The sequence below is a fragment of the Adlercreutzia muris genome, assembly GCF_008831045.1.
GTDB lineage: Bacteria > Actinomycetota > Coriobacteriia > Coriobacteriales > Eggerthellaceae > Adlercreutzia > Adlercreutzia muris.
The window spans coordinates 14,437-34,143 of the sequence record NZ_WAJS01000026.1 but is presented as its reverse complement, the minus strand read 5'-3'; the positions used below and the strand labels follow the sequence as shown (position 1 = coordinate 34,143).

Annotated in this window: 21 protein-coding genes; 6 read left to right on the top strand and 15 right to left on the bottom strand. The window is 66.2% G+C overall.

Annotated elements, in window-relative coordinates; all coding sequences use genetic code 11:
- The first annotated feature begins 9 nt into the window (after positions 1-9).
- The 4 genes from F8D48_RS08590 to gluQRS are packed head-to-tail and all read left to right on the top strand — an operon-like array spanning position 10 to position 3,400.
- Entirely contained in the window at positions 10-603 is a 594-nt protein-coding gene (locus F8D48_RS08590; protein ID WP_151431244.1) for an indolepyruvate oxidoreductase subunit beta, read from the top strand.
- Between the two features lie 5 nt (positions 604-608).
- Positions 609-1,058: an amino acid-binding protein gene (locus F8D48_RS08585; RefSeq protein WP_151431258.1), complete on the top strand. Its 450-nt coding sequence runs from the start codon at positions 609-611 to the stop codon at positions 1,056-1,058.
- Complete coding sequence (locus F8D48_RS08580; protein ID WP_240806291.1) at positions 1,055-2,437, top strand: phenylacetate--CoA ligase family protein; 1,383 nt, start codon at positions 1,055-1,057, stop codon at positions 2,435-2,437. The genes F8D48_RS08585 and F8D48_RS08580 overlap by 4 nt, the downstream gene beginning before the upstream one ends.
- A 15-nt stretch (positions 2,438-2,452) precedes the next feature.
- On the top strand, positions 2,453-3,400 hold the full coding sequence (gluQRS, locus tag F8D48_RS08575) for a tRNA glutamyl-Q(34) synthetase GluQRS (RefSeq protein WP_151431242.1): 948 nt from the start codon (positions 2,453-2,455) through the stop codon (positions 3,398-3,400).
- Positions 3,401-3,402: 2 nt separating this feature from the next.
- Here the strand turns inward: gluQRS and F8D48_RS08570 are convergent, their stop codons facing one another.
- The 5 genes from F8D48_RS08570 to nrdR all read right to left on the bottom strand — a co-directional run bounded on the left by F8D48_RS08570 (position 3,403) and on the right by nrdR (position 6,574).
- Entirely contained in the window at positions 3,403-4,332 is a 930-nt protein-coding gene (locus F8D48_RS08570) for a prenyltransferase (protein ID WP_151431240.1), read from the bottom strand.
- 135 nt (positions 4,333-4,467) lie between these two features.
- Positions 4,468-5,064, bottom strand: coding sequence for a hypothetical protein (locus F8D48_RS08565; protein WP_151431238.1), 597 nt, complete (start codon positions 5,062-5,064; stop codon positions 4,468-4,470).
- A gap of 56 nt (positions 5,065-5,120) precedes the next feature.
- On the bottom strand, positions 5,121-5,669 hold the full coding sequence (locus F8D48_RS08560; RefSeq protein WP_151431236.1) for a hypothetical protein: 549 nt from the start codon (positions 5,667-5,669) through the stop codon (positions 5,121-5,123).
- Between the two features lie 12 nt (positions 5,670-5,681).
- Positions 5,682-6,116, bottom strand: coding sequence for a dUTP diphosphatase (dut, locus tag F8D48_RS08555; RefSeq protein WP_151431234.1), 435 nt, complete (start codon positions 6,114-6,116; stop codon positions 5,682-5,684).
- An 11-nt stretch (positions 6,117-6,127) separates the two neighbouring features.
- Positions 6,128-6,574: a transcriptional regulator NrdR gene (nrdR, locus tag F8D48_RS08550; RefSeq protein WP_135969848.1), complete on the bottom strand. Its 447-nt coding sequence runs from the start codon at positions 6,572-6,574 to the stop codon at positions 6,128-6,130.
- On the opposite strand from nrdR, the gene F8D48_RS08545 reads away from it, so the two are divergent.
- Both F8D48_RS08545 and lexA read left to right on the top strand, forming a co-directional pair.
- Positions 6,573-6,770, top strand: coding sequence for a hypothetical protein (locus tag F8D48_RS08545; protein ID WP_151431232.1), 198 nt, complete (start codon positions 6,573-6,575; stop codon positions 6,768-6,770). The two genes, nrdR and F8D48_RS08545, sit on opposite strands and share 2 nt — an antisense overlap.
- Before the next feature lie 170 nt (positions 6,771-6,940).
- Positions 6,941-7,579: a transcriptional repressor LexA gene (gene lexA / locus F8D48_RS08540; protein WP_135969847.1), complete on the top strand. Its 639-nt coding sequence runs from the start codon at positions 6,941-6,943 to the stop codon at positions 7,577-7,579.
- Between the two features lie 134 nt (positions 7,580-7,713).
- On the opposite strand, the gene hflX is transcribed toward lexA, so the two are convergent.
- The 10 genes from hflX to rimO form a co-directional block, all read right to left on the bottom strand.
- Positions 7,714-9,021 carry a GTPase HflX gene (hflX, locus tag F8D48_RS08535; protein WP_151431230.1) on the bottom strand — a complete coding sequence of 436 codons (1,308 nt, stop codon included), beginning with the start codon at positions 9,019-9,021 and terminating at the stop codon, positions 7,714-7,716.
- A gap of 183 nt (positions 9,022-9,204) precedes the next feature.
- A complete protein-coding gene (miaA, locus tag F8D48_RS08530; RefSeq protein ID WP_151431227.1) occupies positions 9,205-10,143 on the bottom strand; it encodes a tRNA (adenosine(37)-N6)-dimethylallyltransferase MiaA in 939 nt (312 codons plus the stop codon).
- The gene (gene miaB / locus F8D48_RS08525; protein ID WP_151431225.1) at positions 10,136-11,494 is read right to left on the bottom strand and encodes a tRNA (N6-isopentenyl adenosine(37)-C2)-methylthiotransferase MiaB; all 1,359 of its coding nucleotides are present in this window, start codon (positions 11,492-11,494) and stop codon (positions 10,136-10,138) included. The genes miaA and miaB overlap by 8 nt, the downstream gene beginning before the upstream one ends.
- Positions 11,495-11,506: 12 nt before the next feature.
- A complete protein-coding gene (locus F8D48_RS08520; protein WP_276490187.1) occupies positions 11,507-11,839 on the bottom strand; it encodes a stage V sporulation protein S in 333 nt (110 codons plus the stop codon).
- Positions 11,840-11,979: 140 nt separating this feature from the next.
- On the bottom strand, positions 11,980-13,065 hold the full coding sequence (locus F8D48_RS08515) for an ATP-binding protein (protein ID WP_151431223.1): 1,086 nt from the start codon (positions 13,063-13,065) through the stop codon (positions 11,980-11,982).
- Positions 13,066-13,068: 3 nt separating this feature from the next.
- Positions 13,069-14,661 carry a ribonuclease Y gene (gene rny, locus F8D48_RS08510; RefSeq protein WP_151431221.1) on the bottom strand — a complete coding sequence of 531 codons (1,593 nt, stop codon included), beginning with the start codon at positions 14,659-14,661 and terminating at the stop codon, positions 13,069-13,071.
- Between the two features lie 351 nt (positions 14,662-15,012).
- Positions 15,013-15,777, bottom strand: coding sequence for a regulatory protein RecX (locus tag F8D48_RS08505; RefSeq protein WP_151431219.1), 765 nt, complete (start codon positions 15,775-15,777; stop codon positions 15,013-15,015).
- A 3-nt stretch (positions 15,778-15,780) separates the two neighbouring features.
- Complete coding sequence (gene recA, locus F8D48_RS08500) at positions 15,781-16,839, bottom strand: recombinase RecA (protein WP_135969840.1); 1,059 nt, start codon at positions 16,837-16,839, stop codon at positions 15,781-15,783.
- A 330-nt stretch (positions 16,840-17,169) separates the two neighbouring features.
- Positions 17,170-18,345: a CDP-diacylglycerol--glycerol-3-phosphate 3-phosphatidyltransferase gene (pgsA, locus tag F8D48_RS08495; RefSeq protein WP_205717366.1), complete on the bottom strand. Its 1,176-nt coding sequence runs from the start codon at positions 18,343-18,345 to the stop codon at positions 17,170-17,172.
- 4 nt (positions 18,346-18,349) lie between these two features.
- Positions 18,350-19,696: a 30S ribosomal protein S12 methylthiotransferase RimO gene (gene rimO / locus F8D48_RS08490; RefSeq protein ID WP_151431216.1), complete on the bottom strand. Its 1,347-nt coding sequence runs from the start codon at positions 19,694-19,696 to the stop codon at positions 18,350-18,352.
- Positions 19,697-19,707: the final 11 nt, after the last annotated feature.

The window sequence follows — 19,707 nt, the reverse complement described above, 5'->3', positions numbered from 1 at the left end:
GGAGCGATAATGGAGATGACGACCAAGACCGTGCTCTTGTGCGGCGTCGGCGGCCAGGGCACCATCCTGGCGGCCGACCTGCTGGCCGCCGCCTGCCTGGCGGCGGGGCTTGACGTGAAGGTGTCGGAGATCCACGGCATGGCCCAGCGCGGCGGTTCCGTGACCACGGTGGTGCGCATGGGCGGCGCTGTGCGGTCCATGGTGTCCGATCCGGGCGCCGCCGACGTGGTGGTGGCCTTCGAGACCACCGAGGCCCTGCGCAACCTGCCCCAGCTCGCCGAGGGGGGCACGCTCATCGTGAACGATACGGCCATCAAGCCGCTGCCCGTGCTCACCGGTGCCGCCTCCATGCCGCCCCGGGCCCGGGAAGACCTGGCCGCGGCCGGGGCGCTGCTCGTTCCCGCCGAGGCCCTGGCCCGGGCTGCCGGCAACCCCAAGTGTGCCAACGTGGTGCTCGTGGGGGCGCTCTCGGCCACGCTCGATATCCCGGCCGAGATATGGGAGCGCGCCGTGGCCGAGCGCGTGCCCGCCCGTACCGTGGAGGCGAATTTGGCGGCCCTGGCCGCCGGCCGGGCCTTTATGGATACCACAGAGGAGGCGTGAGTGATATGACGGTGTCCCAGATCAGCGTCTTTGCCAACAGCCGACCCGGCCATTTGGGCCGGGTGCTCGACCGCTTCGAGGAGGTCGGCGTGTCGGTGCGCGGGTTCTCGGCTTCCGATACCGGCGAGTACGGCATCCTGCGCTTCGTGGTGGACAGGCCCGAGGAGGCCCTGGCGGCGCTGCGGCAGGACGGCTGCGCCTGCACCGTCGCGCCCGTGCTCTGCCTGAAGCTCGTAGACGAGCCCGGCGAGCTGGCCCGGGTCATGGGGGTGCTCGCCCGCTGCGGCATCAACGTGGTGTACAGCTACTCCATGATCTCCACCTACATCGTGCTCTCCACCACCGATCCCGACCGGGCCCGGGAGCTTCTGGCGAGCGAGCCGGTGGAGATGATTACCCAGGAGGACATCGCCCGCTTCTCGGCGGCCCGCCAGGGGAAGGAGATCGAGCGATGAGCGTTCCCGCGATCATGGACGTGAGGGAGAAGGGGGGCGCCCTGGCCGCCGCGGCCGCGGGTCGCTTCGATCTTCTTCCGGTGTACAAGGCCGAGATCGAGTGCGCTTCGCGCGAGGAGATCGAGGCGGTGCAGCTGGCCAAGCTTAAGGAGACCGTGGCCTACGCCTACGAGCGCGTACCCTACTACCGGGAGAAGATGGACGAGATGGGGGTGGCGCCCGCCGACATCCAGACCCTGGCCGACGTGCGCCAGCTGCCCTTCACCGATAAGGCCGTCCTACGCGACACCTTCCCCTTTGGCTTGTTCGCCGTGCCCCTGGACGAGATTCGCGAGCTGCATTCCTCGTCGGGCACTACGGGCAAACCCGTGGTGGTGGGCTACACCGACGACGACATGGATATGTGGAGCGAGTGCATCGCCCGACTCGTGCAGATGGCCGGCGTGGTGCCCGGGGACGTGGCCCAGATGGCCTTCGGCTACGGCATGTTCACCGGTGGCTTTGGCCTGCACTACGGCCTGCAGCGGCTCGGCTGCGCCATGATTCCCGCCGGTGCCGGCAACACGGAGCGCCATATCCAGATGATCGAGGACTACGGCACCACGGTGCTCGTGGCCACGCCCTCCTATGCCATGCACATCTGCGAGGTGGGGGAGAAGATGGGCTACGACTGGGAGGCCTCGTCCCTGCGCGTGGGCCTGTTCGGCGGCGAGCCCTGCCCGCCGGGCCTGAAGGCCGAGATCGAGCGGCGCATGCACATCGTGTGCACCGACAACTACGGGCTTACCGAGGTCATGGGGCCGGGGGTGTCCGGCGAGTGCTTGGCCGAGCGCTTCCAGCAGCACATCGCCGAGGACCACTTCCTGTGGGAGGTCATCGATCCCGAGACCGGCGAGCCGGTGGGAGAGGGCGAGGTGGGCGAGCTTGTGCTCACGCCCTTGGGCAAACAGGGTATTCCCGTGCTGCGCTACCGCACCCACGACCTGACGGCCGTGCACACCGGGCCCTGCGCCTGCGGTCGCACCCTGGCCCGCATGGACAAGGTGCGCTCCCGTTCCGACGACATGCTCATCATCCGCGGCACCAACGTGTTTCCCTCCCAGGTGGAGGACGTGCTCACGGGCATCGAGGAGGTCACGCCCCACTATCACATCATCGTGGAGACGAAAGACGGCATGGACTCCCTCATCGTGGAGACCGAGCTGCGCCCCGAGGCCTTCTCCGATTCCTTCGAGACCATGGACGCCTTGCGCCGCAAGATCGCCGAGAAGCTGAAGGCAACCCTGCTGGTGGCACCTTCGGTGCGCCTTGTGGAGCCCGGCGGCATCGAGCGGGCCATCGGCAAGGCCAAGCACGTGGACGACCGACGGGCGAAGTAGCCCAAGGGCCTTTCCATGGATGCTCCTGAAGTTCCCGCTATCCCCGTCATCGGCCGTTTCGCGCCGTCGCCCACGGGGCGCATGCACGCGGGGAACATCTTCGCGGCGCTCGTGGCCTGGCTCGTGGCGCGGTCCCAGGGCGGTCAGATGGTACTGCGGGTGGAGGATCTCGATCGGGAGCGCTCCAAGCCCGCGTTCATCGACGACGTGCAGCGGGACTTCGAGCGCCTCGGGCTCTTCTGGGATCGCGGTCCCTATTTCCAGCATGATCGGGACGAGGCCTACCGTGCGGCCCTGGAGACCCTGGCCGCACGGGATCTGCTGTACCCCTGCTATTGCACCCGGGCCGACCTGCATGCCGCCTCGGCGCCCCATCGCGGCGAGAAGCCGGTGTACCCGGGGACGTGCCGCGCCCTGCCGGCTGCAAAGCGGGCCGAGCGCGAGGCCGCCGGGCGCGCGCCGGCTCTGCGGCTCACGGTGCCCGACCGCGTCCTGGGCCTGCGCGACCTCGTGCAGGGGGATTACCGTCAGAACCTGGCCTGCGACTGCGGCGACTTCCTCGTGCGCCGCGCCGACGGGGCCTTCGCCTATCAGTTGGCCGTGGTGGTGGACGACGGAGCCCAGGGGGTGACCTCGGTGGTACGGGGCGTCGATCTGCTGTGCTCCACGCCCCAGCAGATGTACCTGCAGGAGCTGCTCGAATTGCCCCATCCCGTCTACGGCCATGTGCCGTTGGTGACGGGGGACCGGGGCCGGCGCCTCTCGAAGCGGGATCGCGATGCGGCCTTGGACGAGCTGCTCGCCCGCTTCGGCACGCCTGCGGCGGTGATCGGGCACATCGCCGGCATCACGGGGCTGGCACCCACGACCGATCCCGTCATGCCCGAGGAGCTGCTGGGAGAATTCTCCGTCGGGGCGCTGCCGACTCTGTTTCCCGATCCGGTGCAGATACCCTGGCGCTGAGCCTAGAACAGGAGGGCGGCGGCGTAGAGGGCGCCCAGTGCCACGTTCGCGCTGCCGATCTGTCCCATGGCGCCGATGCGCGAGGCGGGAACGAGGGGGTTGAGCCAGAGGGCCCGCAGAAGCGGGTAGGCGGCCAGCAGCAGGAACGGCAGGACGGCGATGCCCGTCGGGAACCAGATGGGCACGATGGCGAGAATGGCCGCGATCCAGAGCACCATGAGACCGCGATAGGCTGTCCGGGCGCGCGGGCGGCCCAGCAGGACGGGGAGGGTGCGGCGGTTCGCCTCGATGTCCTTCTCGATGTCGCAGGTGTTGTTGGTCATCATGATGAGCCCCACCCCGATGACGGTGGGCGCGGCCCACAGCAGCATGAGGAAGTCGAGGGAGCCGGTGAGCACCTGGTAGCAGGCCAGGGGTATGAGACCTCCCATGACGATGCCGCTCACGGCCTCGCCGACGGGCAGATAGGACAGGGGCGTTTTGCCCCCCGAGTAGGCAACGACGATGACGGCCCCTACCAGGGCGATGGCCAACGGGGTGAGACCCGCCTCCAGGATGACGATGATGCCGAGGAGGAAGGCCGCGGTGAGCAGGGCGATGGCTGCGGCGAGCACTGAGCGCGGGTTCACGTGGTTGTAGACGAGGACGGCATCGGTGACCTCCACGTTGTCGTCGGCCGAGTCGGCGCCCTTCACGTAGTCGAAGTAGTCGTTGAACGTATTCACCGATGATTGCATGAGAATGCAGATGACCAAAAGCAGCCAGGCCATGGCAGGGGAGACGGCGCCCGTGGTCGCGAGGGCGCAGGCGCAGGCGATGAGCACGGGCATGATAGCCGCGGGCCAGGTGTGGGGGGCGGAAAGCTGCCAGATCAGGGCAGGGGAGAGAGGAGCGAACGCTCCCCTATCGTCGGAATGCTGTTTCGTACTCATGTTCGCTTTCTTGTTCGGGCCGTCTGCCGATCGCACAGCGGGGCGGACCTGTTCGCTGATTATGCGCGGTGGGGCTATTATAGAAGAAGGCACCGGGTACGCGGTGCCTTCCGTGAAGATATAAGGTTGATGGCCCTAGTTGGTCATGAGCGCTGCCGCGATGTCCCCGGATGTCGACGATGCCGGCTCCCACTGGCCGTCCACCTTGGTGTAGGTGATGGTGACCGGCTCGGTGGCCGCCAGTTCCACGCCGTCGAGAGAGCCGATGACGATCTCGCCGATGCGCTGGTTGATCTCATCGCTCGATAAGGCAGCGATCTCATCGGGATTCGCAGTGATGTCGGTCACGGCGTTTTGGAGGGCGCCCTGATAGCCCGTGTAACTCTTGCAGGTGATGGTGATCTGCGCGGTGGCCCGGTCGCCGTCCACGGTGATGGAATCGATGGCGTAGTCGAAGCCGTCGAGGTAGGACTTCATGAAGGCCACGCCGTCGATGCCGTAGACCGACAGCTGGCTCATGTTGATGCTCTCGGAGAATTCGTCGACAAAGGAGTCGTCGAGGTTCTTGATGCTGTCGAGTTCCGAAGTGAGCTTCGCGCGGATGGCGTCCTCGTCGCTCGGGCTGCCCAGGCAACCTGAGAGCGAGCAGGCAGCCGCGATCATCGTGATGGCCACCAATAGAACGAGAATTCCATGGGCAAGGGTAAAGGATTTCGACTTTACATAATCCATATTATCAGCCTTTCAGAGAGAATGAGGGATTGACGGGTGGAAGATCGTTGCGGCTTTTAGCCCCAGGCGTTGCCGCCGCCCTCAGAGGGGCTCGTCGGCGACAGGCTGCTCGCGGCGTCGCCGAGGATGGCGCTGTAGTCGCCGGTCTGCATGGCCTCCATGAGTACGGGCAGCATCATGGCGACGCTGACGCCGTTGAGTATGAGGGCCACCGCGCCGATGCCGATGCCCATGAGGGCGGTTTGCCTGAGCGCTCGGGCATAGGGCCGCTTGGCTGGTGCCACGTCATCGAGGACGCTGCGAATTTTGACGAAGGCGATGATGGCGCAAACGAGAGCCACGGCGCTCAGGGCGACGCCCCCGATAATGAAGGATATGGGACCGGCTACCGTGGCCACGGTAGCGAGGGTTCGCGCCGACTTGAGCTCGTAGTCGGCTACGGCGGCCTGGGCGCTTCCCCCAGATTCTATGGTCTGGGGGTCAACGGAGGGCAGAATGGGCCGCTGCCCCTGGGTCGACGGGTCGTCTGAGCGTGAGGGCTCCGGCCTCTGCGGCGATTCGCTGGGTGCCGAGGTATCCTCGGGCTTCTGGGGGAATTGATCCATGGGGCCTCGATTCTAGCTGACGCCGCTGCTGCCGAAGCCCTGGGCTCCGCGGACACTGGCGGGAAGCTGATCAGTGTTATGTAAAGTAACCGAAGGGGTGGCTACGATCATCATCTGCGCGATGCGATCGCCCCTCTCGAAGGAAAACGGCTCCTGGGGATCGAGATTGACGAGTACAACCATGATCTCGCCTCGGTAGCCGCTATCTACCAGTCCCGGTCCGTTCACGACGGAGACGCCATGGCGGGATGCAAGACCGCTGCGCGGAATAACGAGCCCGGCGTACCCGTCGGGAATGGCCATGGCGAAGCCGCACGGCACCGTCATGCGCTCGAAAGGATTCAATGTGCCGGCTACGGCGGCCCGGAGGTCAAGTCCCGCATCTCCAGGATGGGCGTACTGGGGCGCAGGCAGCTCCTCATCGAGAACAGTGATGCTCACATCCATAGCGCACCCCCCTATCCGAGCTCTCCCAGGGCCGAGGAGAACTCCTCCACGCTCTGGAAATCCTTGTATACGCTGGCAAAGCGAATGTAGGCCACATCATCGAGCTTCGCCAGTCGCGCGAGGGCCATATCGCCGAGATCCTTCGACTTGATTTCCGTGCGCTGGGTGGAGCGCAGCTCCGACTCGATGCTCGCGATGAGGTGGTCGATCTTCTCCGGAGTGATGGGTCGCTTGGCGCAGGCGATGAGCAGGCCGCGCATGAGCTTCTCTCGATTGAACACCTCGGATGAGCCGTCGGCCTTGATGACGAGGATGGGGTTTTCGGCCAACCGCTCGTAGGTGGTGAAGCGAGTGCCGCATTCCAGGCATTCGCGGCGTCGGCGAATAGATGCCCCCTCGTCGGCAGAGCGGGAATCGACGACTTTCGATTCGGGATATCCGCAGGAAGGACAGCGCATGGGTTCTCCTAACAATGAGTTGGTTACCCATGATACCCCAAGCACCGCCTGCTTCCAGCATCTTCAAGACTTTGCTACCATCGTGATACGTCGGCGGCTTTCCGAGTTCTGCGCTCAACAGCGGCACCTCTCTGAACATCCGCTCGGCGGCGCGAGCGTGGTTCGCAAGGCCGCTTTCCTCAGGCAAAGAGCATAACGAAGGAGACGACGGTACTGAGGGCGAAGGCGATGGGAAATTCAAATCGGCTCATTTTTTCTCTCCTGACCTCTTGCGTAGAACCTTTGTTCGCAGTTATAATAGAACGAACAAAAGTTCATGTCAACAGATTTTTCAAACAAATGTACGCCTTATAGAAAGGATGCAGCATGACCCAGAAAGTAACCAGGCGGCAACAGGCGGTTCTTGACTGCATCGAGGCGTGCATACGGGAGAAGGGCTATGGCCCTACGGTGAGGGAAGTATGCCAGACCCTCGGCCTGTCCTCCCCTTCCACCGTTCACGTGCACCTGAAAGCCCTGGAAGATAAGGGCTATATCAAGCGGGATCCGCTCAAGTCCCGCTCCATCGCCCTCACTTATCCGATCGACGACATGCCCTCTCCTGCCGTCAGCGTGGCGGGTAGCTACAGCAATCTCGTCAACGTACCCCTGGTGGGCGATGTAGCAGCCGGCTGCCCCATTTTGGCCCAGGAGAACATCACCGACACCATCACACTGCCCACGGACATCGTGGGTGACGCCGCATCCTTCATGCTGTCCGTGCGGGGCGAGTCCATGGTAGAGATCGGCATTAACGACGGCGATTACGTCGTGGTCAAGGAGCAGTCCGTGGCGAACAACGGCGATATCGTCGTGGCCATTGTGGACGACGGGGCTACGGTGAAGCGCTTCTACAAGGAGGCCGACCACATCCGTCTTCAGCCTGAGAACTCCTCTATGGAGCCCATTATCGTGAGCGATTGCTCTATCGCGGGCAAGGTAGTGGCCGTGTTCCGCCGTCTCTAGAGGCAGTGCCGAGCGGTTTCGCGCTCAACAGAATCGATAGCATGCAGCGAGGGCCATGGACGTGATTCCATGGCCCTCTCGCAAAAGGGGTGCTTCGCAGGCGGTGACGCTCCAAGCCCGGTTTCAGCCAGTCGCTATGCGGAAAACTCCCGAAAAGCGGCAGCGAAGGCCGGGGCGGCGAGCATTTGGATATGGGTGCCGTCGGCCTCGTGAGACTCCGATATGATGTGGCACCGCTCGTGGGCAAGCGATACCAAGTCGCCGCGCTGGTAGGGAATCACCACATCGAGCTTGGCATCGGCGGCCGAGGCGGCCGTGGCCAGGGCGGTCACGAGGCCGTCGATGCCCTCGCCGGTGCGAGCCGAGACGAACTGAGCGTGGGGGAAGCGACGGCGCAGCCCGGCCAAGGTCTCCGCATCGAGCAGGTCGCATTTGTTGAACACCTCGATGGCGGCAATGGACTCGGCACCGATCTGATCGAGCACCTCGCAGACGGCATCGATCTGCCCCTCGAACTCCGGAGAGGAGGCATCAATCACATGGAGGATCAGATCGGCGCCGGTGATCTCGTCGAGCGTCGATCTGAAGGCCTCCACCAGGGTGGTGGGCAGCTTCTGGATGAAGCCGACGGTGTCGGTAACGGTAACCTCGCGACCCTCGGGCAGGGCGAACTTGCGGGTCGTGGAATCCAAGGTGGCGAAGAGCTTATCGTAGCTGAGCACGGCGGCACCGGTGAGCCGGTTGATGAGAGAGCTCTTCCCCGCGTTGGTGTAGCCGGCTAGGGACACCTTGAACATACCGCTGCCGTAGCGGTTCTCCCGCTGCAGCGAGCGCACCTCGGAAAGATGGGCCAGTTCGCGGCGGATGGAGGTGATGCGCTTGCGCACCATGCGGCGATCCACTTCCAGCTGGCTCTCGCCCTCGCCGAAGCGGGATCCCACGCCGCCGCCCATGCGGTTCGAGGCCAGGTGCGCCCACATGCCGCGTAGGCGCGGATAGAGGTACTGGTTCTGGGCGAGCCGCACCTGGAGGCGACCTTCCTTGGAGGTGGCGTGCAGGGCGAAGATGTCCAAAATGAGGGCCGTGCGATCGATGACCTTCACTGACTTGTCCATGATCTTCTCGAGGTTCGCCTGCTGAGAGGGGGTCAGCTCATCGTCGAAGATGACGAGATCCGCCTCGCAGCTTCGGGCGAGATCGGCGATTTCAACGGCCTTGCCCGAGCCTACGAAGGTGCGGGGGTTCGGGGCATCGAGGCGCTGGGTGGTGGAGGCCACCACGTCGGCTCCGGCGGTGTCGGCCAAGCGATCAAGTTCGGCCAACGACGATTCCAAGGGCCATTCGAGCCCCGGACGGTCGACGCCCACGATGACGGCCCGCTCCCGGCGCTGTTCGGCTATGGTCGCGGGGCCCTTTTGGATAACAGATTGATATTCGGTCATGGGGTGCTCCTTATGCGTAGTGTGCGACTAAAAGGCGCCCGTGGCGCCGAGAGATGCCCGACAAGGGTATGGGCTAGTCGACAAAGCGCATGGACAACACGCTCCCCTCTCTACCGATCGCTGAGACGCGAATGAAAATGCCCTGTCATGATAGCACAGGTGCCCTTCTTCGCAAGAAGGGGCCTAGGCCAATGTTTCCAACTGGGCGAGGATCGTATCGGCCATGGCCCAGGCGTTCCCCGCGTCGGCATCGATCCATCGGATGCGCTCGTCGCGGCGGAACCACGTGCGCTGACGCTTGCCGTAGCGACGCGTGGCCTGCTTGATAGCGGCGATGGCCTCGTCCAGGGTGCAGCGTCCCTCCAAAGCCTCGACGATCTCCTTGTAGCCGATGGCCTGGGGCGCCGTCACGCCCTCACGGAAGCCCGCATCCAAAAGCCCGCGCACCTCCCCCACCAGATCGGCCTCGACCATGGCGTCTACCCGAGCATCGATGCGCTCGTTCAGCACAGTCGGGGTGACGGCCAGGCCGAACTGCACGGCGGGAACGGCCGCTTCAATGGAGGCCAGGTTGCGCTTCTGCTCGGCGTAGGAGCGCCCTTCGGCTAGAAGCTCGAAGGCCCGCACGACGCGGCGCACATTGTTCGGGTGCAGCTCCCGGGCGCTGTCCGGATCGAGGCGGTTCAACTCGTCCCAGAGGGCTTGGGCTCCCTCCCGCTCGGCAAAGGCAGTCCACCGCTCGCGCACAGGATTGCCCACCTGATCGCCGGCGGGAAATTCGTAGGCATCGATGGCCGCCTTCACGTAGAGGCCCGTTCCCCCGCAGAGAACGGCCCTCTTGCCGCGCTCGGCGATGGCCGCGAAGGCATCGCGGGCGAAGGACTGGAACAGGGCCGCGGAATAAGGCTCGCCGGGATCGACGAGGTCGAAGCCGTGATGGGGCACGATGCGCTCGGCCGCGGGCAGCTTGCCTGTGCCGATATCCATGCCTCGGTAGATCTGCATGGAGTCGGCGCTCACCACTTCCCCGTCGATGGCCGCCGCCACGAGCTGGGCGGCATCGGTCTTGCCCGAGGCCGTGGGGCCGACGATGCAGATAACGGGCAGTGCGGCGTCAGTCATCGACCACCGTGCCAGAGAGGTACCAGGTGCGGGCCTCGTCGATGCGCATGGGCACGATGGTGCCGACCAGCTCGTCGGCAGTGCGCCCAGCAGGAACCGGCCCGTGCACCGTCTGGTTCTTGGGGCTCTTGCCGGCCAGCACGGCCTCGTCGCGCTTGGAGGTGCCCTCGATGAGCACGGGCACGATGGCGCCAAGCTCGGCCTGGTTCGCCTCGAAGGCCTTGCGCTGCACGAGGTCCACCAAGCGGTCGAAGCGCTCCTGGATGACCTCCCGGGGGGTGTCGTCCTCCATCGAGGCAGCCGGCGTGCCCTCGCGCTTCGAGTAGATGAACGTGAACACCTGGCTGTAGCCCACCTCCTCCACGAGGCGGTAGGTGTCCATGAAGTCCTCTTCGGTCTCACCTGGAAATCCCACGATGATGTCGGTGGACAGGGCGATATCGGGCACAACGGCCCGCAGCTTCTCGATGAGCCCGAGGTAGTGCTTTCGGGTATAGCGGCGGTTCATGGCTTTGAGGACGCGGTCGGAGCCCGACTGCACCGGCAGGTGCAGGGCCGGCATGAGGGATCGCAGGGTGCCGAAGCGCTCGATGACGCCGTCGGTGAGGTCCTTCGGGTGGCTCGTGGCGAAGCGCAACCGCTCGATGCCCGCATCGTCCAGGGCATCGAGCACCGCGTCGAAGCGCGGCTCGCCGTAGAGGTCGCGCCCGTAGGAGTTGACGTTCTGCCCGAGCAGGGTGATCTCCTTCACACCGGCCTCCACGTAGCGTCGGGCCTCCTCGGCGATGTCCTCCAGGGGGCGAGACTTCTCACGGCCGCGCACGTAGGGCACGATGCAGTAGGAGCAGAAGTTGTTGCAGCCCACGGTGATGGGCAGCCACGCCGCCCAAGCGTGCTCGCGGTCGGCGGGCAGGGCGGTGGAGAACTCCGCTCCCCCCTCGAGCACCTCCACGGAATGGCCCGCGCTCTCGATGGCCGAGGCGAGCAGCCCCGGCAGCGAGGCCAGGTTGTGGGTGCCGAAGACGACGTCCAGGTGCGGCAGCTGCTTCACGAGCTTCTCGCCGTCGCGCTGACCGATGCAGCCGCCCACGGCGATGTAGCGCTTCTCGTAGGGCGAGCCGTCTCGCACGGGAATGTTCTTCATGGATGCGACCTGGCCGTAGAGCCGCGTATCGGCGGCCTCGCGCACGCAGCAGGTCATGAACACGACGATATCGGCCTCTTCAATGGTGCCGACGGGCAGCGAGCCCAGCCCCTCGAGCATGCCGGCGACGCGCTCGGAGTCGTGCTTGTTCATTTGGCAGCCGAAGGTGTGGATGCAGAAAGTAGTGCCCTCGAAGGAAACGCCCATGGCAACCACCGGCTATAGCGCGGCTGCGTCGGCCGCGGCGATGACGGCAAAGCCGGCGCGGGGCTCCACGGAGAAGCGGATGGCGGTGCGGTACTCGCCGTCGATCACGATATCGGCGAATGAGGGGATGCAGCAGATCTCGATGCCCACTGGAGAGAGGAATCCGCGCGAGATGGCCACGGCCTTCACCGCCTGGTTCACGGCGCCGGCACCCACGGCCTGGATCTCGACGGACGAGCCGTCCTTGATCATGCCCGCAATGGCTCCGGCCACGGAGGCCGGGGAAGACTTCGAGGATACCTTGAGGCAGCCGATGGACGGCCGGGGTTCTGTGGTGGTTGACACGTCGCTGATCCTTGTCCTTTGAGGCGTGGTTGCTGGTCTGATAGGGGTTCGTTTAATGTCGAATCGCGAGGGAATGCCTTGGAAATTCAAACGTTGCTATTCTACCGAAAGGGCGCAAGGGGCGCAATATCGGCGCCAGCCTAAGACATCTTGCGGATGGGAACGGTGATGCGAATGGCATCGGCTCCCACGGAAACCTCCGGCCGGCCCACGGCCTCAAGAAAATATCGATCGGCCAGGGCCTCTACGGATCGGGCCGCGCTCTCTCGCAGGGCCTCTACATCCGCCTCGGCCAGCCGCAACCCCCGACCGTCTCCCCCTTTGCGCCGGGTGTGGGGGCGGGCGGGGGTTGCGGAGGGAAAGCTCTCGTCCCGAAGGCGGTCGATGAGGGGCGCCGGTGGCTCGATGGTGCCGTCCATGATGCGGCGCGCGGAGCGCGAGGAGAACGGCAGGGCCATCTCGGCGCACTCGTCGGCCAGGGCATCGGGGGTCGCGGTCAGGGCGAGGCGCTTCACGAGGGGCACGGTGGCGCGGTCGGCGGGGAACGCCCGGGCGGCGGGACTCGTGGTGGCAATGGCGAAAGCGTACAGAGCCGCCGCAACCTCTACCGGCGTCCCGAAGAACACCGAGCACTGATCGCGGTGCTCGAGGGCGAATTCGGCAGCCGTGCGCAGAAGGTTCTTGGGGCCGCGCATGGCGAAGGACCCCGAGGCCTCCCGCTCGAAGCGGGGGAAGGTGGACTGGTCGGTCTTCTCCCCCAGGCGCTCCGTGTCGGTCTCCACGGCGATGCTCGCCCCCAGTCCGCGGGCCGAGGAGGCCACGCGGGCTGTCTCGGCGTTCACGGCGATAGAGTACAGTGCCATGCCGCGGCCGTGCATGCCCCACTTGTCCATGTGGGCTGTGTCGAGCTTCGAGGTAACGCGGGGCTCGAAGATGCGCTCCTGCTGGAGGGCCGGGATGCCGGCGCCGTCGTCGACGATGGTGATGAGACGGCGCCCCTCGGTCTTCTGGGTGGCCACGAAGATATGGCGCGCCCCGGCATCGCGGGCGTTGCGCAAGAGCTCGATGAGGATGTCCTCCGAGGAACGGATGTCCTGGGCGGCCTGGCGCCGCTCGGCCTCCGAAGAGCGCAGACGAACAAAGCCATCTCCGAGGTCGGCCTCGACCCGGAGATGGCTCTCGCCGCATACGGTGTCTATGAAGTTGGCGAGCGAGGAGTCGGCCATGGACTACTTCGCGTAATCCACCGCGCGGCTCTCGCGGATGACCACGACCTTCACCTGCCCGGGGTACTGCATCTCGTTCTCGATCTGCTGGGCGATGTCGTGGGCGAGCACTACGGACGCGGCCTCGTCGACCACCTCGGGCTCCACCATGACCCGCACCTCGCGGCCGGCTTGGATGGCGTAGGTGCGCTCGACGCCGGTATGGGCGTTGGCGATCTCCTCGAGCTTCTCGAGGCGCTTGATGTAGGCGTCGAGGGTCTCCTTGCGGGCGCCGGGACGGGCGGCCGATACGGCGTCGGCGGCCTGGATGAGCACGTCCATCGTGGAGTTCGGCTCGATGTCGTTGTGATGGGCCTCGATGGCGTGGACGATCTCGGGACGCTCGCCGAAGCGACGGGCCAGATCGGCGCCGATGACGGCATGGCTGCCTTCCACCTCGTGGTCCACGGCCTTGCCCAGGTCATGCAAGAGGCCGGCGCGCTTCACGGGAATGGGGTCGAGGCCGAGCTCGGAGGCCATGACCGAGGCCAGGTAGGCCACCTCCAGGGAGTGGTTCAGCACGTTCTGGCCGAAGGAGGTGCGGTAGCGCAGGCGGCCGAGGGTGTTCACGAGTTCGGGGTGCAGGTCGTGAATGCCGGCATCGAAGGTGGCCTGCTCGCCGGCCTCCTGGACCCGCTGGTTCACGAGGCGCACGGCCTTCTCGTACATCTCCTCGATGCGGGCTGGATGGATGCGGCCGTCGGCGATGAGATTCTCCATGGTGACACGGCCGATCTCGCGGCGCACCGGATCGAAGCAGGAGATGGTGACGCACTCGGGAGTGTCGTCGATGATGAGGTTCGTGCCGGTCAGCTGCTCGAAGGAGCGGATGTTGCGGCCCTCGCGACCGATGATGCGGCCCTTGAGGTCGTCGGAGGGGATATGGATGGTGGACACTGTGGACTCGGCAGAGTGGTCGGCAGCCACGCGCTGGATGGCCAGGCTCAGAATCTCGCGGGCCTTCTTGTCGGCCTCGGCCTTGGTGCGGGTCTCGGCATCGCGGATAATGACGGCGGACTCACGGGTCACCTCGTCGTGGATGGTCTCCAGAAGTTCGGCCTTGGCCTCCTCCGGGCTCATGCCGGCAGCGCGCTCAAGGGCCTGGTTGATCTCGATCTGCGCCTCCTCGCGATGGCGGACGATGGCGCTCTCGGCCTCGTTCACGTCGCGCTCGCGGCGCTCCACCTGGCCCTGGAGCGAGGAGAGCTGATGCTCGCGGGCATCGAGGGACTCCACGCGGCGGTCGAGGGATTCCTCGCGCTGGGCAAGGGTCTCCTCGCGCTGGGCCACACGGCTCTCGGCCGTGCGCACCTCGCGCATGCGCTCCTTCTTTTCCTCCTCAAGCTCCTGGCGGTAGCGCAGGGCCTGGTCCTTTGCCTCGATCTCGGCTTCCCGTCGCATCGTCTCGGCCTGCTTGCGCGCATCTTCGACCAGGGTGGCGGCCTCGCCGGCGGCCTGGCGGTTGGATGAAGCGGTCATGGAACGATTGACGATGAAGCCGAGGGCAATGCCGACGATAGCCACGGCAATGATGGCGACGATCATAATGGGATCCATCGGATTTCCTCCTCTCATCTGGGCTTTCACGCCCAATCAAAGTCATAAAAAAAGCCCGTGGCCGGGCATGAGCATGGATGTACGAAGGTGTTCGACGTATGCCGTTGTCTATATCAAATACCCTTGAGGGTACAACTGCTCAAAAAGCCACGAGAAACAGTATACCCGATGCGGGAAAGAAGAGAAGCCCCAAACGGGCAGAAGGGCTCGTTTGGGGCTCCTGGAGTGATGACGCTCATGACTCAGAGCGCGCGAGACGGCGGTATTTCGGGAGTGCAACGCGTGGGCGCGGGCTTTCTGGGCGGCGCTGGCACCGGCGCTTTGGGGATGCGGCGCGGCTTCGAGAGAGGATCACTCGGCCGCGGCGAGGGTCTCCTCGTACCAGAGGCGGGCGGCGCTGGCCGCCACGTCGGTGTCGAAGCCCTGGGCGGCGAGCTTGCGGAAGGCGGCCTCGCGGACCTGCTTGGCCCGCGGCGGTCGGCGCCGCAGCAGGGCGAGGGCGCGCTCCACCTCGGCCTCGCGCCCGCGGGCGGCATGCTCCTGCCATGCATCGAGGCTCTCGGGGTCGATGCCGAGAGCCTCGATCTCCGAGCGGGCATCGCGCAGCCCCTTGCCGGCCGCCAGGCGGGTGCGTACGAGGGCATCGGCATAGCGGCGGTCGTCGATGGCGCGCACGCGCCTGGCGCGCTCCACCGCCTCCTCCACGGCCGTCGGTGCGAACTCGTCCCGCAGGAGGCGCTCCCGCACGTAGGCGGTGGAGCGTTCTCGGACGGCGGCCCAGCGCAGGATCTTCTGGAAGGCGGCGTCGGCGGTCTTTCCCTCTGCGGGCGGTGCCGATTCGTCTTCGCATGAGCCGTCGGCTGCCCTCCGGAAAGAGGGTCCCCGCGATGAGCCTGCGGGTACAGCGCGCTTCGTCGGCCACCCCGCGGCCCCGTGTCGCTCCCCTGCCGCCGCAACGCAGCAGCAGGGCGAGGTGCCGGCGCCGCGTTGCTCGTCCTCCGCAGAGGAAGGGGCGCTCAGGTCGGCCGCCGTGGAGTCGCGGGGATCCGCCTCTCCCCGCTCAATGGCGGCGACGGAGCGGCGCAGCTGGTCGAGTATGTCGGCCTTGGCGGGCACGGGCTATTTCTTCTTACCCGTGGCCTTAGGGGCCGGGCTGAAGGACTCTCCCTCGGCCGGGGCCTCGATGATGGGAATCTCGTAGGCCTCGCGCACCTTGGTCTCGAGCTCCTCGCGCAGATCGGGGTTCTCCCGCAGGGTCTGCTTGGCGGCCTCGCGGCCCTGCCCCAGGCGCTCCTCGCCGTAGGTGTACCAGGCACCGGACTTCTTGGCCACACCGCATTCCACGGCCATGTCCACGATGCAGCCCTCGCGCGAGATGCCCTCGCCGTACATGAGATCGAACTCGGCCTGACGGAAGGGCGGAGCGACCTTGTTCTTCACGACCTTGGCCCGCACGCGGTTGCCCACCACATCACCGTTCTGTTTGATGGAGTCGACGCGGCGGATATCGATGCGCACCGACGAGAAGAACTTGAGGGCCCGGCCGCCCGTAGTGGTCTCGGGGTTGCCGAACATGACGCCGATCTTCTCGCGCAGCTGGTTGATGAAGATGCAGGTGGTGTTCGACTTTGACAGGGATCCGGCCAACTTGCGCAGGGCTTGGGACATGAGGCGGGCCTGAAGGCCCACGGTGGTGTCGCCCATCTCGCCCTCGATCTCAGCGCGGGGCACGAGGGCGGCGACGGAGTCCACGATGACGCAGTCGATGGCACCGGAGCGCACGAGCATATCGCATATTTCCAGGGCCTGCTCGCCGGTATCGGGCTGGGAGATGAGCACCTCGTCGATGTCGACGCCGATGCGGGCCGCATAGACCGGATCGAGGGCATGCTCGGCGTCGATGAAAGCCACGATGCCGCCGAGGGCCTGGGCCTCGGCGAGGATCTGGAGGGCCAGAGTGGTCTTGCCGCTGGACTCCGGGCCGTAGATCTCGATGATGCGGCCCCGGGGCACACCGCCGATGCCGAGGGCGGCATCGAGAGGCAGCGCGCCGGTGGGTATGACCCCGATGTTGAGGTCGGCGCCCCCCTCGCCGAGGGTCATGATGGCCCCCTTGCCGAACTTCGACTCGATCTGATCGGTGGTGAGCTTGAGCATCTTCTCTTTATCTTGGTTCATGGAGTCTCCTTGTCTGGGCCATCATACGAACAAGTGGCCGATTTCCTCCTATTATACGAACAAACGTATGCACGTCAAGGGGTTATCTCGGCGGATTTCGGAAAGTCACGGCCGATATGGTGCCCTATCTTATCAGGCGTCGGTCGCACTTTTGTCGCCACCGAACCGTATCTGACTCCCTCCGCGCACCGCCGCGCTGTCTCTCGGAACCTTCCGCGCATCGCAGTCGCGTCCCGGGAAAGCCGTCCGCAGACCGTCGCGGCCTTCCCCCCAATGGCATAGGGGCCCGCGAGCCCCGGGGCGGCTGGTTCTGGAGGGGTTGTCCGAAAGCTAGCTTAGGGCGGACTCCATGGCCTTGAGTGCGGCCAGCACGGTTTGGAGCCGCACGCTGTCGCGGCCCCCCTGGAAGTGGTGCTCCTCGGCGTGGGTGCCCCGGGCGGTGGCGCAGCCGATCCAGACCGTGCCCACGGGCTTGCCCGGCTCGGCTCCGGTGGGGCCGGCGATGCCGGTAACCGACACCGTCACGTCGCAGGCCAGCTCCCGCAGGGCGCCGCGGGCCATTTGGAGAGCCACGAGCTCGTCGACGGCCCCCTGGCGCGACAGCACGTCGCCGGAGACGCCGAGCACCTGCTCCTTCACATCGTTCACGTAGCTGACGACGCCTCCCCGCACCACGGCGGAGCTGCCGGGCACGGCGGTGAGCATGGCGGCGATGAGGCCTCCGGTGAGGCTCTCGGCCGTGCCCACGGTCAGCCCGCGCTCATCGGCCCGCTCCACGACGATCCGGGCCTCGGCATCGATGGCCCGCTGCAAGGCGGCCACCTCGGTGGGGCGCTCCCCCGTCCCGGCCGCGGGAGCGCTGTCGGCCTTGGGAGTGCTTCTCTTCAGCAGGTGGCGCGCCTTCACGAGGTAGTCGAGCATGGACATGATGGTCAGCACAAGGGCGATGGCCATGACGGTCCAGGACAGCAGGAACAGCGGGTTGGAGAAGGCGGCCGCCGCCGAGGGGAAGACGAGGGCGTCCTTGGCCAGGAACAGCACGATGGCGATCATCTGGAAGACGGTCTTGGCCTTGCCGTACCAGCTTGCGGCGATGACCTCGCCCTTGCTGGCCGCCACCATGCGGATGCCAGAGACGATGAACTCCCGGGCCAGGATGATGAGCACGGGCCAGCCGGGGAGCACGGCCAGTTCCACGAGGGCGATGAGCGCCGCGGCCACGAGGATCTTATCGGCCAGGGGGTCCATGAACTTGCCGAAATCGGTCACCTCCCCGCGGCTGCGGGCCAGATAGCCGTCGAGCCAGTCGGTGCAGGAGATGAGAATGAAGATGCCCGCGGCGATGAGCCGCTTGGCCTCGGTGGTGATGTCGGGCAGCCCCATCCAGAGGGGCCAGGGGCTCACGATGGCGAGCACGAACACCGGCACGAGGCAGATGCGGATGAGCGTGACGATATTGGCCGGGGTCATGAGCTTTTCCGGGGCCGTGGGCTCGATAGGGGCCATGGGTTTACGCGCCTTCCATCTCGTAGAGCAGGGTATCGGCGATAACAGTGTCCACCACGGTGCCGATGGCGCCATCGGAGACGTAGGTCACCCCGTCCACCTCGGGGGCCTGGCACTGGGCGCGGCCAAAGAGCTGGCCGTCCTCCTCGGCGCCTTCCACGAGCACCGCCATGGGGCGGCCGATGCGCTCGGCGATGCGCGGCCCGCAGACCGCGTCGGCCAGATCGCGCAGAATCTGGGCCCGCTCGGCCTTCTCGTCCTCATCGCGTTGATCGGGCAGCTCGGCGGCGGCCGTGCCCTCTTCGCGGGAGTAGGGGAACACGCCGATGTAGTCGAAGGGGGCCTCGGCCACGAAGTCGCACAGGGCCTCGAACTGCTCCTCGGTCTCGCCGGGGAAGCCCGCGATGAGGGTGGTACGCAGGGTGATATCGGGAACGGCAGCGCGGATGCGCCCGATAAGGGCCGCGAACTTCTCGGCCGAGCCGGCGCGGTTCATGGCGCGCAGGATGGGGACGCTCACGTGCTGGAGGGGAATATCCAGGTAGGGGCAGACATTGTCCCGGGCGGCCATGACGGCGAGCAGCCGGTCGGTGACCCCCTCGGGCTGCAGGTACATGACGCGCAGCCAAATGTCGGAGAAGGCCTCGGCCAGGGTATCCACGAGCCAGGCCAGGTCGCGGCCCTCGGGAAGATCCTGGCCCCAGCGGCCGGTGTCCTGGGCGATGAGCACGATCTCCCGGGCCCCCCGATCCACTTCCCGGGCCACGTCGGCGCGGATGGTCTCGAAGGGGAAGCTGTGGTAGCGGCCGCGGATGGCCGGGATGGTGCAGTAGGAGCAGAGGCGGTCGCAGCCGTCGGAGATCTTCACGTAGGCGAAGGTGCTCCCCTCCCCCGGTACCGTCGAGCCCGCAGGCTCCAGCGCGATGCCTGCGGGCTCCCCCGCCGTCAGCTCGAAGCCGGTGAGGGAGCCCAAGACGGCCACGATGTCGTCCTCCTTGCTGCAGGGAACGAAGGCGGCGGCCTCGGTGAGCTCACCCTCCAAGTCGTCGCCGTAGCGGGCGGGCATGCAGCCGGCCACCACCACCGACGCGCGGCCCGCGGTCACCAGCGGCAGGGAGACGGCCTCGAAGATGGCCTCGAGGCTCTCCTCGGTGGCCGACTGGATGAACGAGCAGGTGTTCACGATGATGACATCGGCCTTGTCGGCCGGAGCGTCCACCTGATAGCCGGCCTCGGCCAGAGCGCGGGCCATGGCCGCGGAGTCGACCTCGTTCTTGGCGCAGCCCATGGTGACGAGGCTGACGCGGGGCGCGGACGCGCCCTCCCACACGGGGGGAACCGGAGCGGTCATCGGAAGGGGCC

Bases quoted from the DNA above. Each gene is read 5' to 3' on its own strand.
- F8D48_RS08545 (WP_151431232.1), top strand. From the start codon at position 6,573: ATGGGTTCTCCTAACAATGAGTTGGTTACCCATGATACCCCAAGCACC.
- rimO (WP_151431216.1), bottom strand. From the start codon at position 19,696: ATGACCGCTCCGGTTCCCCCCGTGTGGGAGGGCGCGTCCGCGCCCCGC.
- hflX (WP_151431230.1), bottom strand. From the start codon at position 9,021: ATGACCGAATATCAATCTGTTATCCAAAAGGGCCCCGCGACCATAGCC.
- rny (WP_151431221.1), bottom strand. From the start codon at position 14,661: ATGGATCCCATTATGATCGTCGCCATCATTGCCGTGGCTATCGTCGGC.
- F8D48_RS08515 (WP_151431223.1), bottom strand. From the start codon at position 13,065: ATGGCCGACTCCTCGCTCGCCAACTTCATAGACACCGTATGCGGCGAG.
- recA (WP_135969840.1), bottom strand. From the start codon at position 16,839: ATGAACCAAGATAAAGAGAAGATGCTCAAGCTCACCACCGATCAGATC.
- F8D48_RS08570 (WP_151431240.1), bottom strand. From the start codon at position 4,332: ATGAGTACGAAACAGCATTCCGACGATAGGGGAGCGTTCGCTCCTCTC.
- F8D48_RS08560 (WP_151431236.1), bottom strand. From the start codon at position 5,669: ATGGATCAATTCCCCCAGAAGCCCGAGGATACCTCGGCACCCAGCGAA.
- dut (WP_151431234.1), bottom strand. From the start codon at position 6,116: ATGGATGTGAGCATCACTGTTCTCGATGAGGAGCTGCCTGCGCCCCAG.
- lexA (WP_135969847.1), top strand. From the start codon at position 6,941: ATGACCCAGAAAGTAACCAGGCGGCAACAGGCGGTTCTTGACTGCATC.
- miaA (WP_151431227.1), bottom strand. From the start codon at position 10,143: ATGACTGACGCCGCACTGCCCGTTATCTGCATCGTCGGCCCCACGGCC.
- nrdR (WP_135969848.1), bottom strand. From the start codon at position 6,574: ATGCGCTGTCCTTCCTGCGGATATCCCGAATCGAAAGTCGTCGATTCC.
- F8D48_RS08585 (WP_151431258.1), top strand. From the start codon at position 609: ATGACGGTGTCCCAGATCAGCGTCTTTGCCAACAGCCGACCCGGCCAT.
- gluQRS (WP_151431242.1), top strand. From the start codon at position 2,453: ATGGATGCTCCTGAAGTTCCCGCTATCCCCGTCATCGGCCGTTTCGCG.
- miaB (WP_151431225.1), bottom strand. From the start codon at position 11,494: ATGGGCGTTTCCTTCGAGGGCACTACTTTCTGCATCCACACCTTCGGC.
- F8D48_RS08590 (WP_151431244.1), top strand. From the start codon at position 10: ATGGAGATGACGACCAAGACCGTGCTCTTGTGCGGCGTCGGCGGCCAG.
- pgsA (WP_205717366.1), bottom strand. From the start codon at position 18,345: ATGGCCCCTATCGAGCCCACGGCCCCGGAAAAGCTCATGACCCCGGCC.
- F8D48_RS08580 (WP_240806291.1), top strand. From the start codon at position 1,055: ATGAGCGTTCCCGCGATCATGGACGTGAGGGAGAAGGGGGGCGCCCTG.
- F8D48_RS08565 (WP_151431238.1), bottom strand. From the start codon at position 5,064: ATGGATTATGTAAAGTCGAAATCCTTTACCCTTGCCCATGGAATTCTC.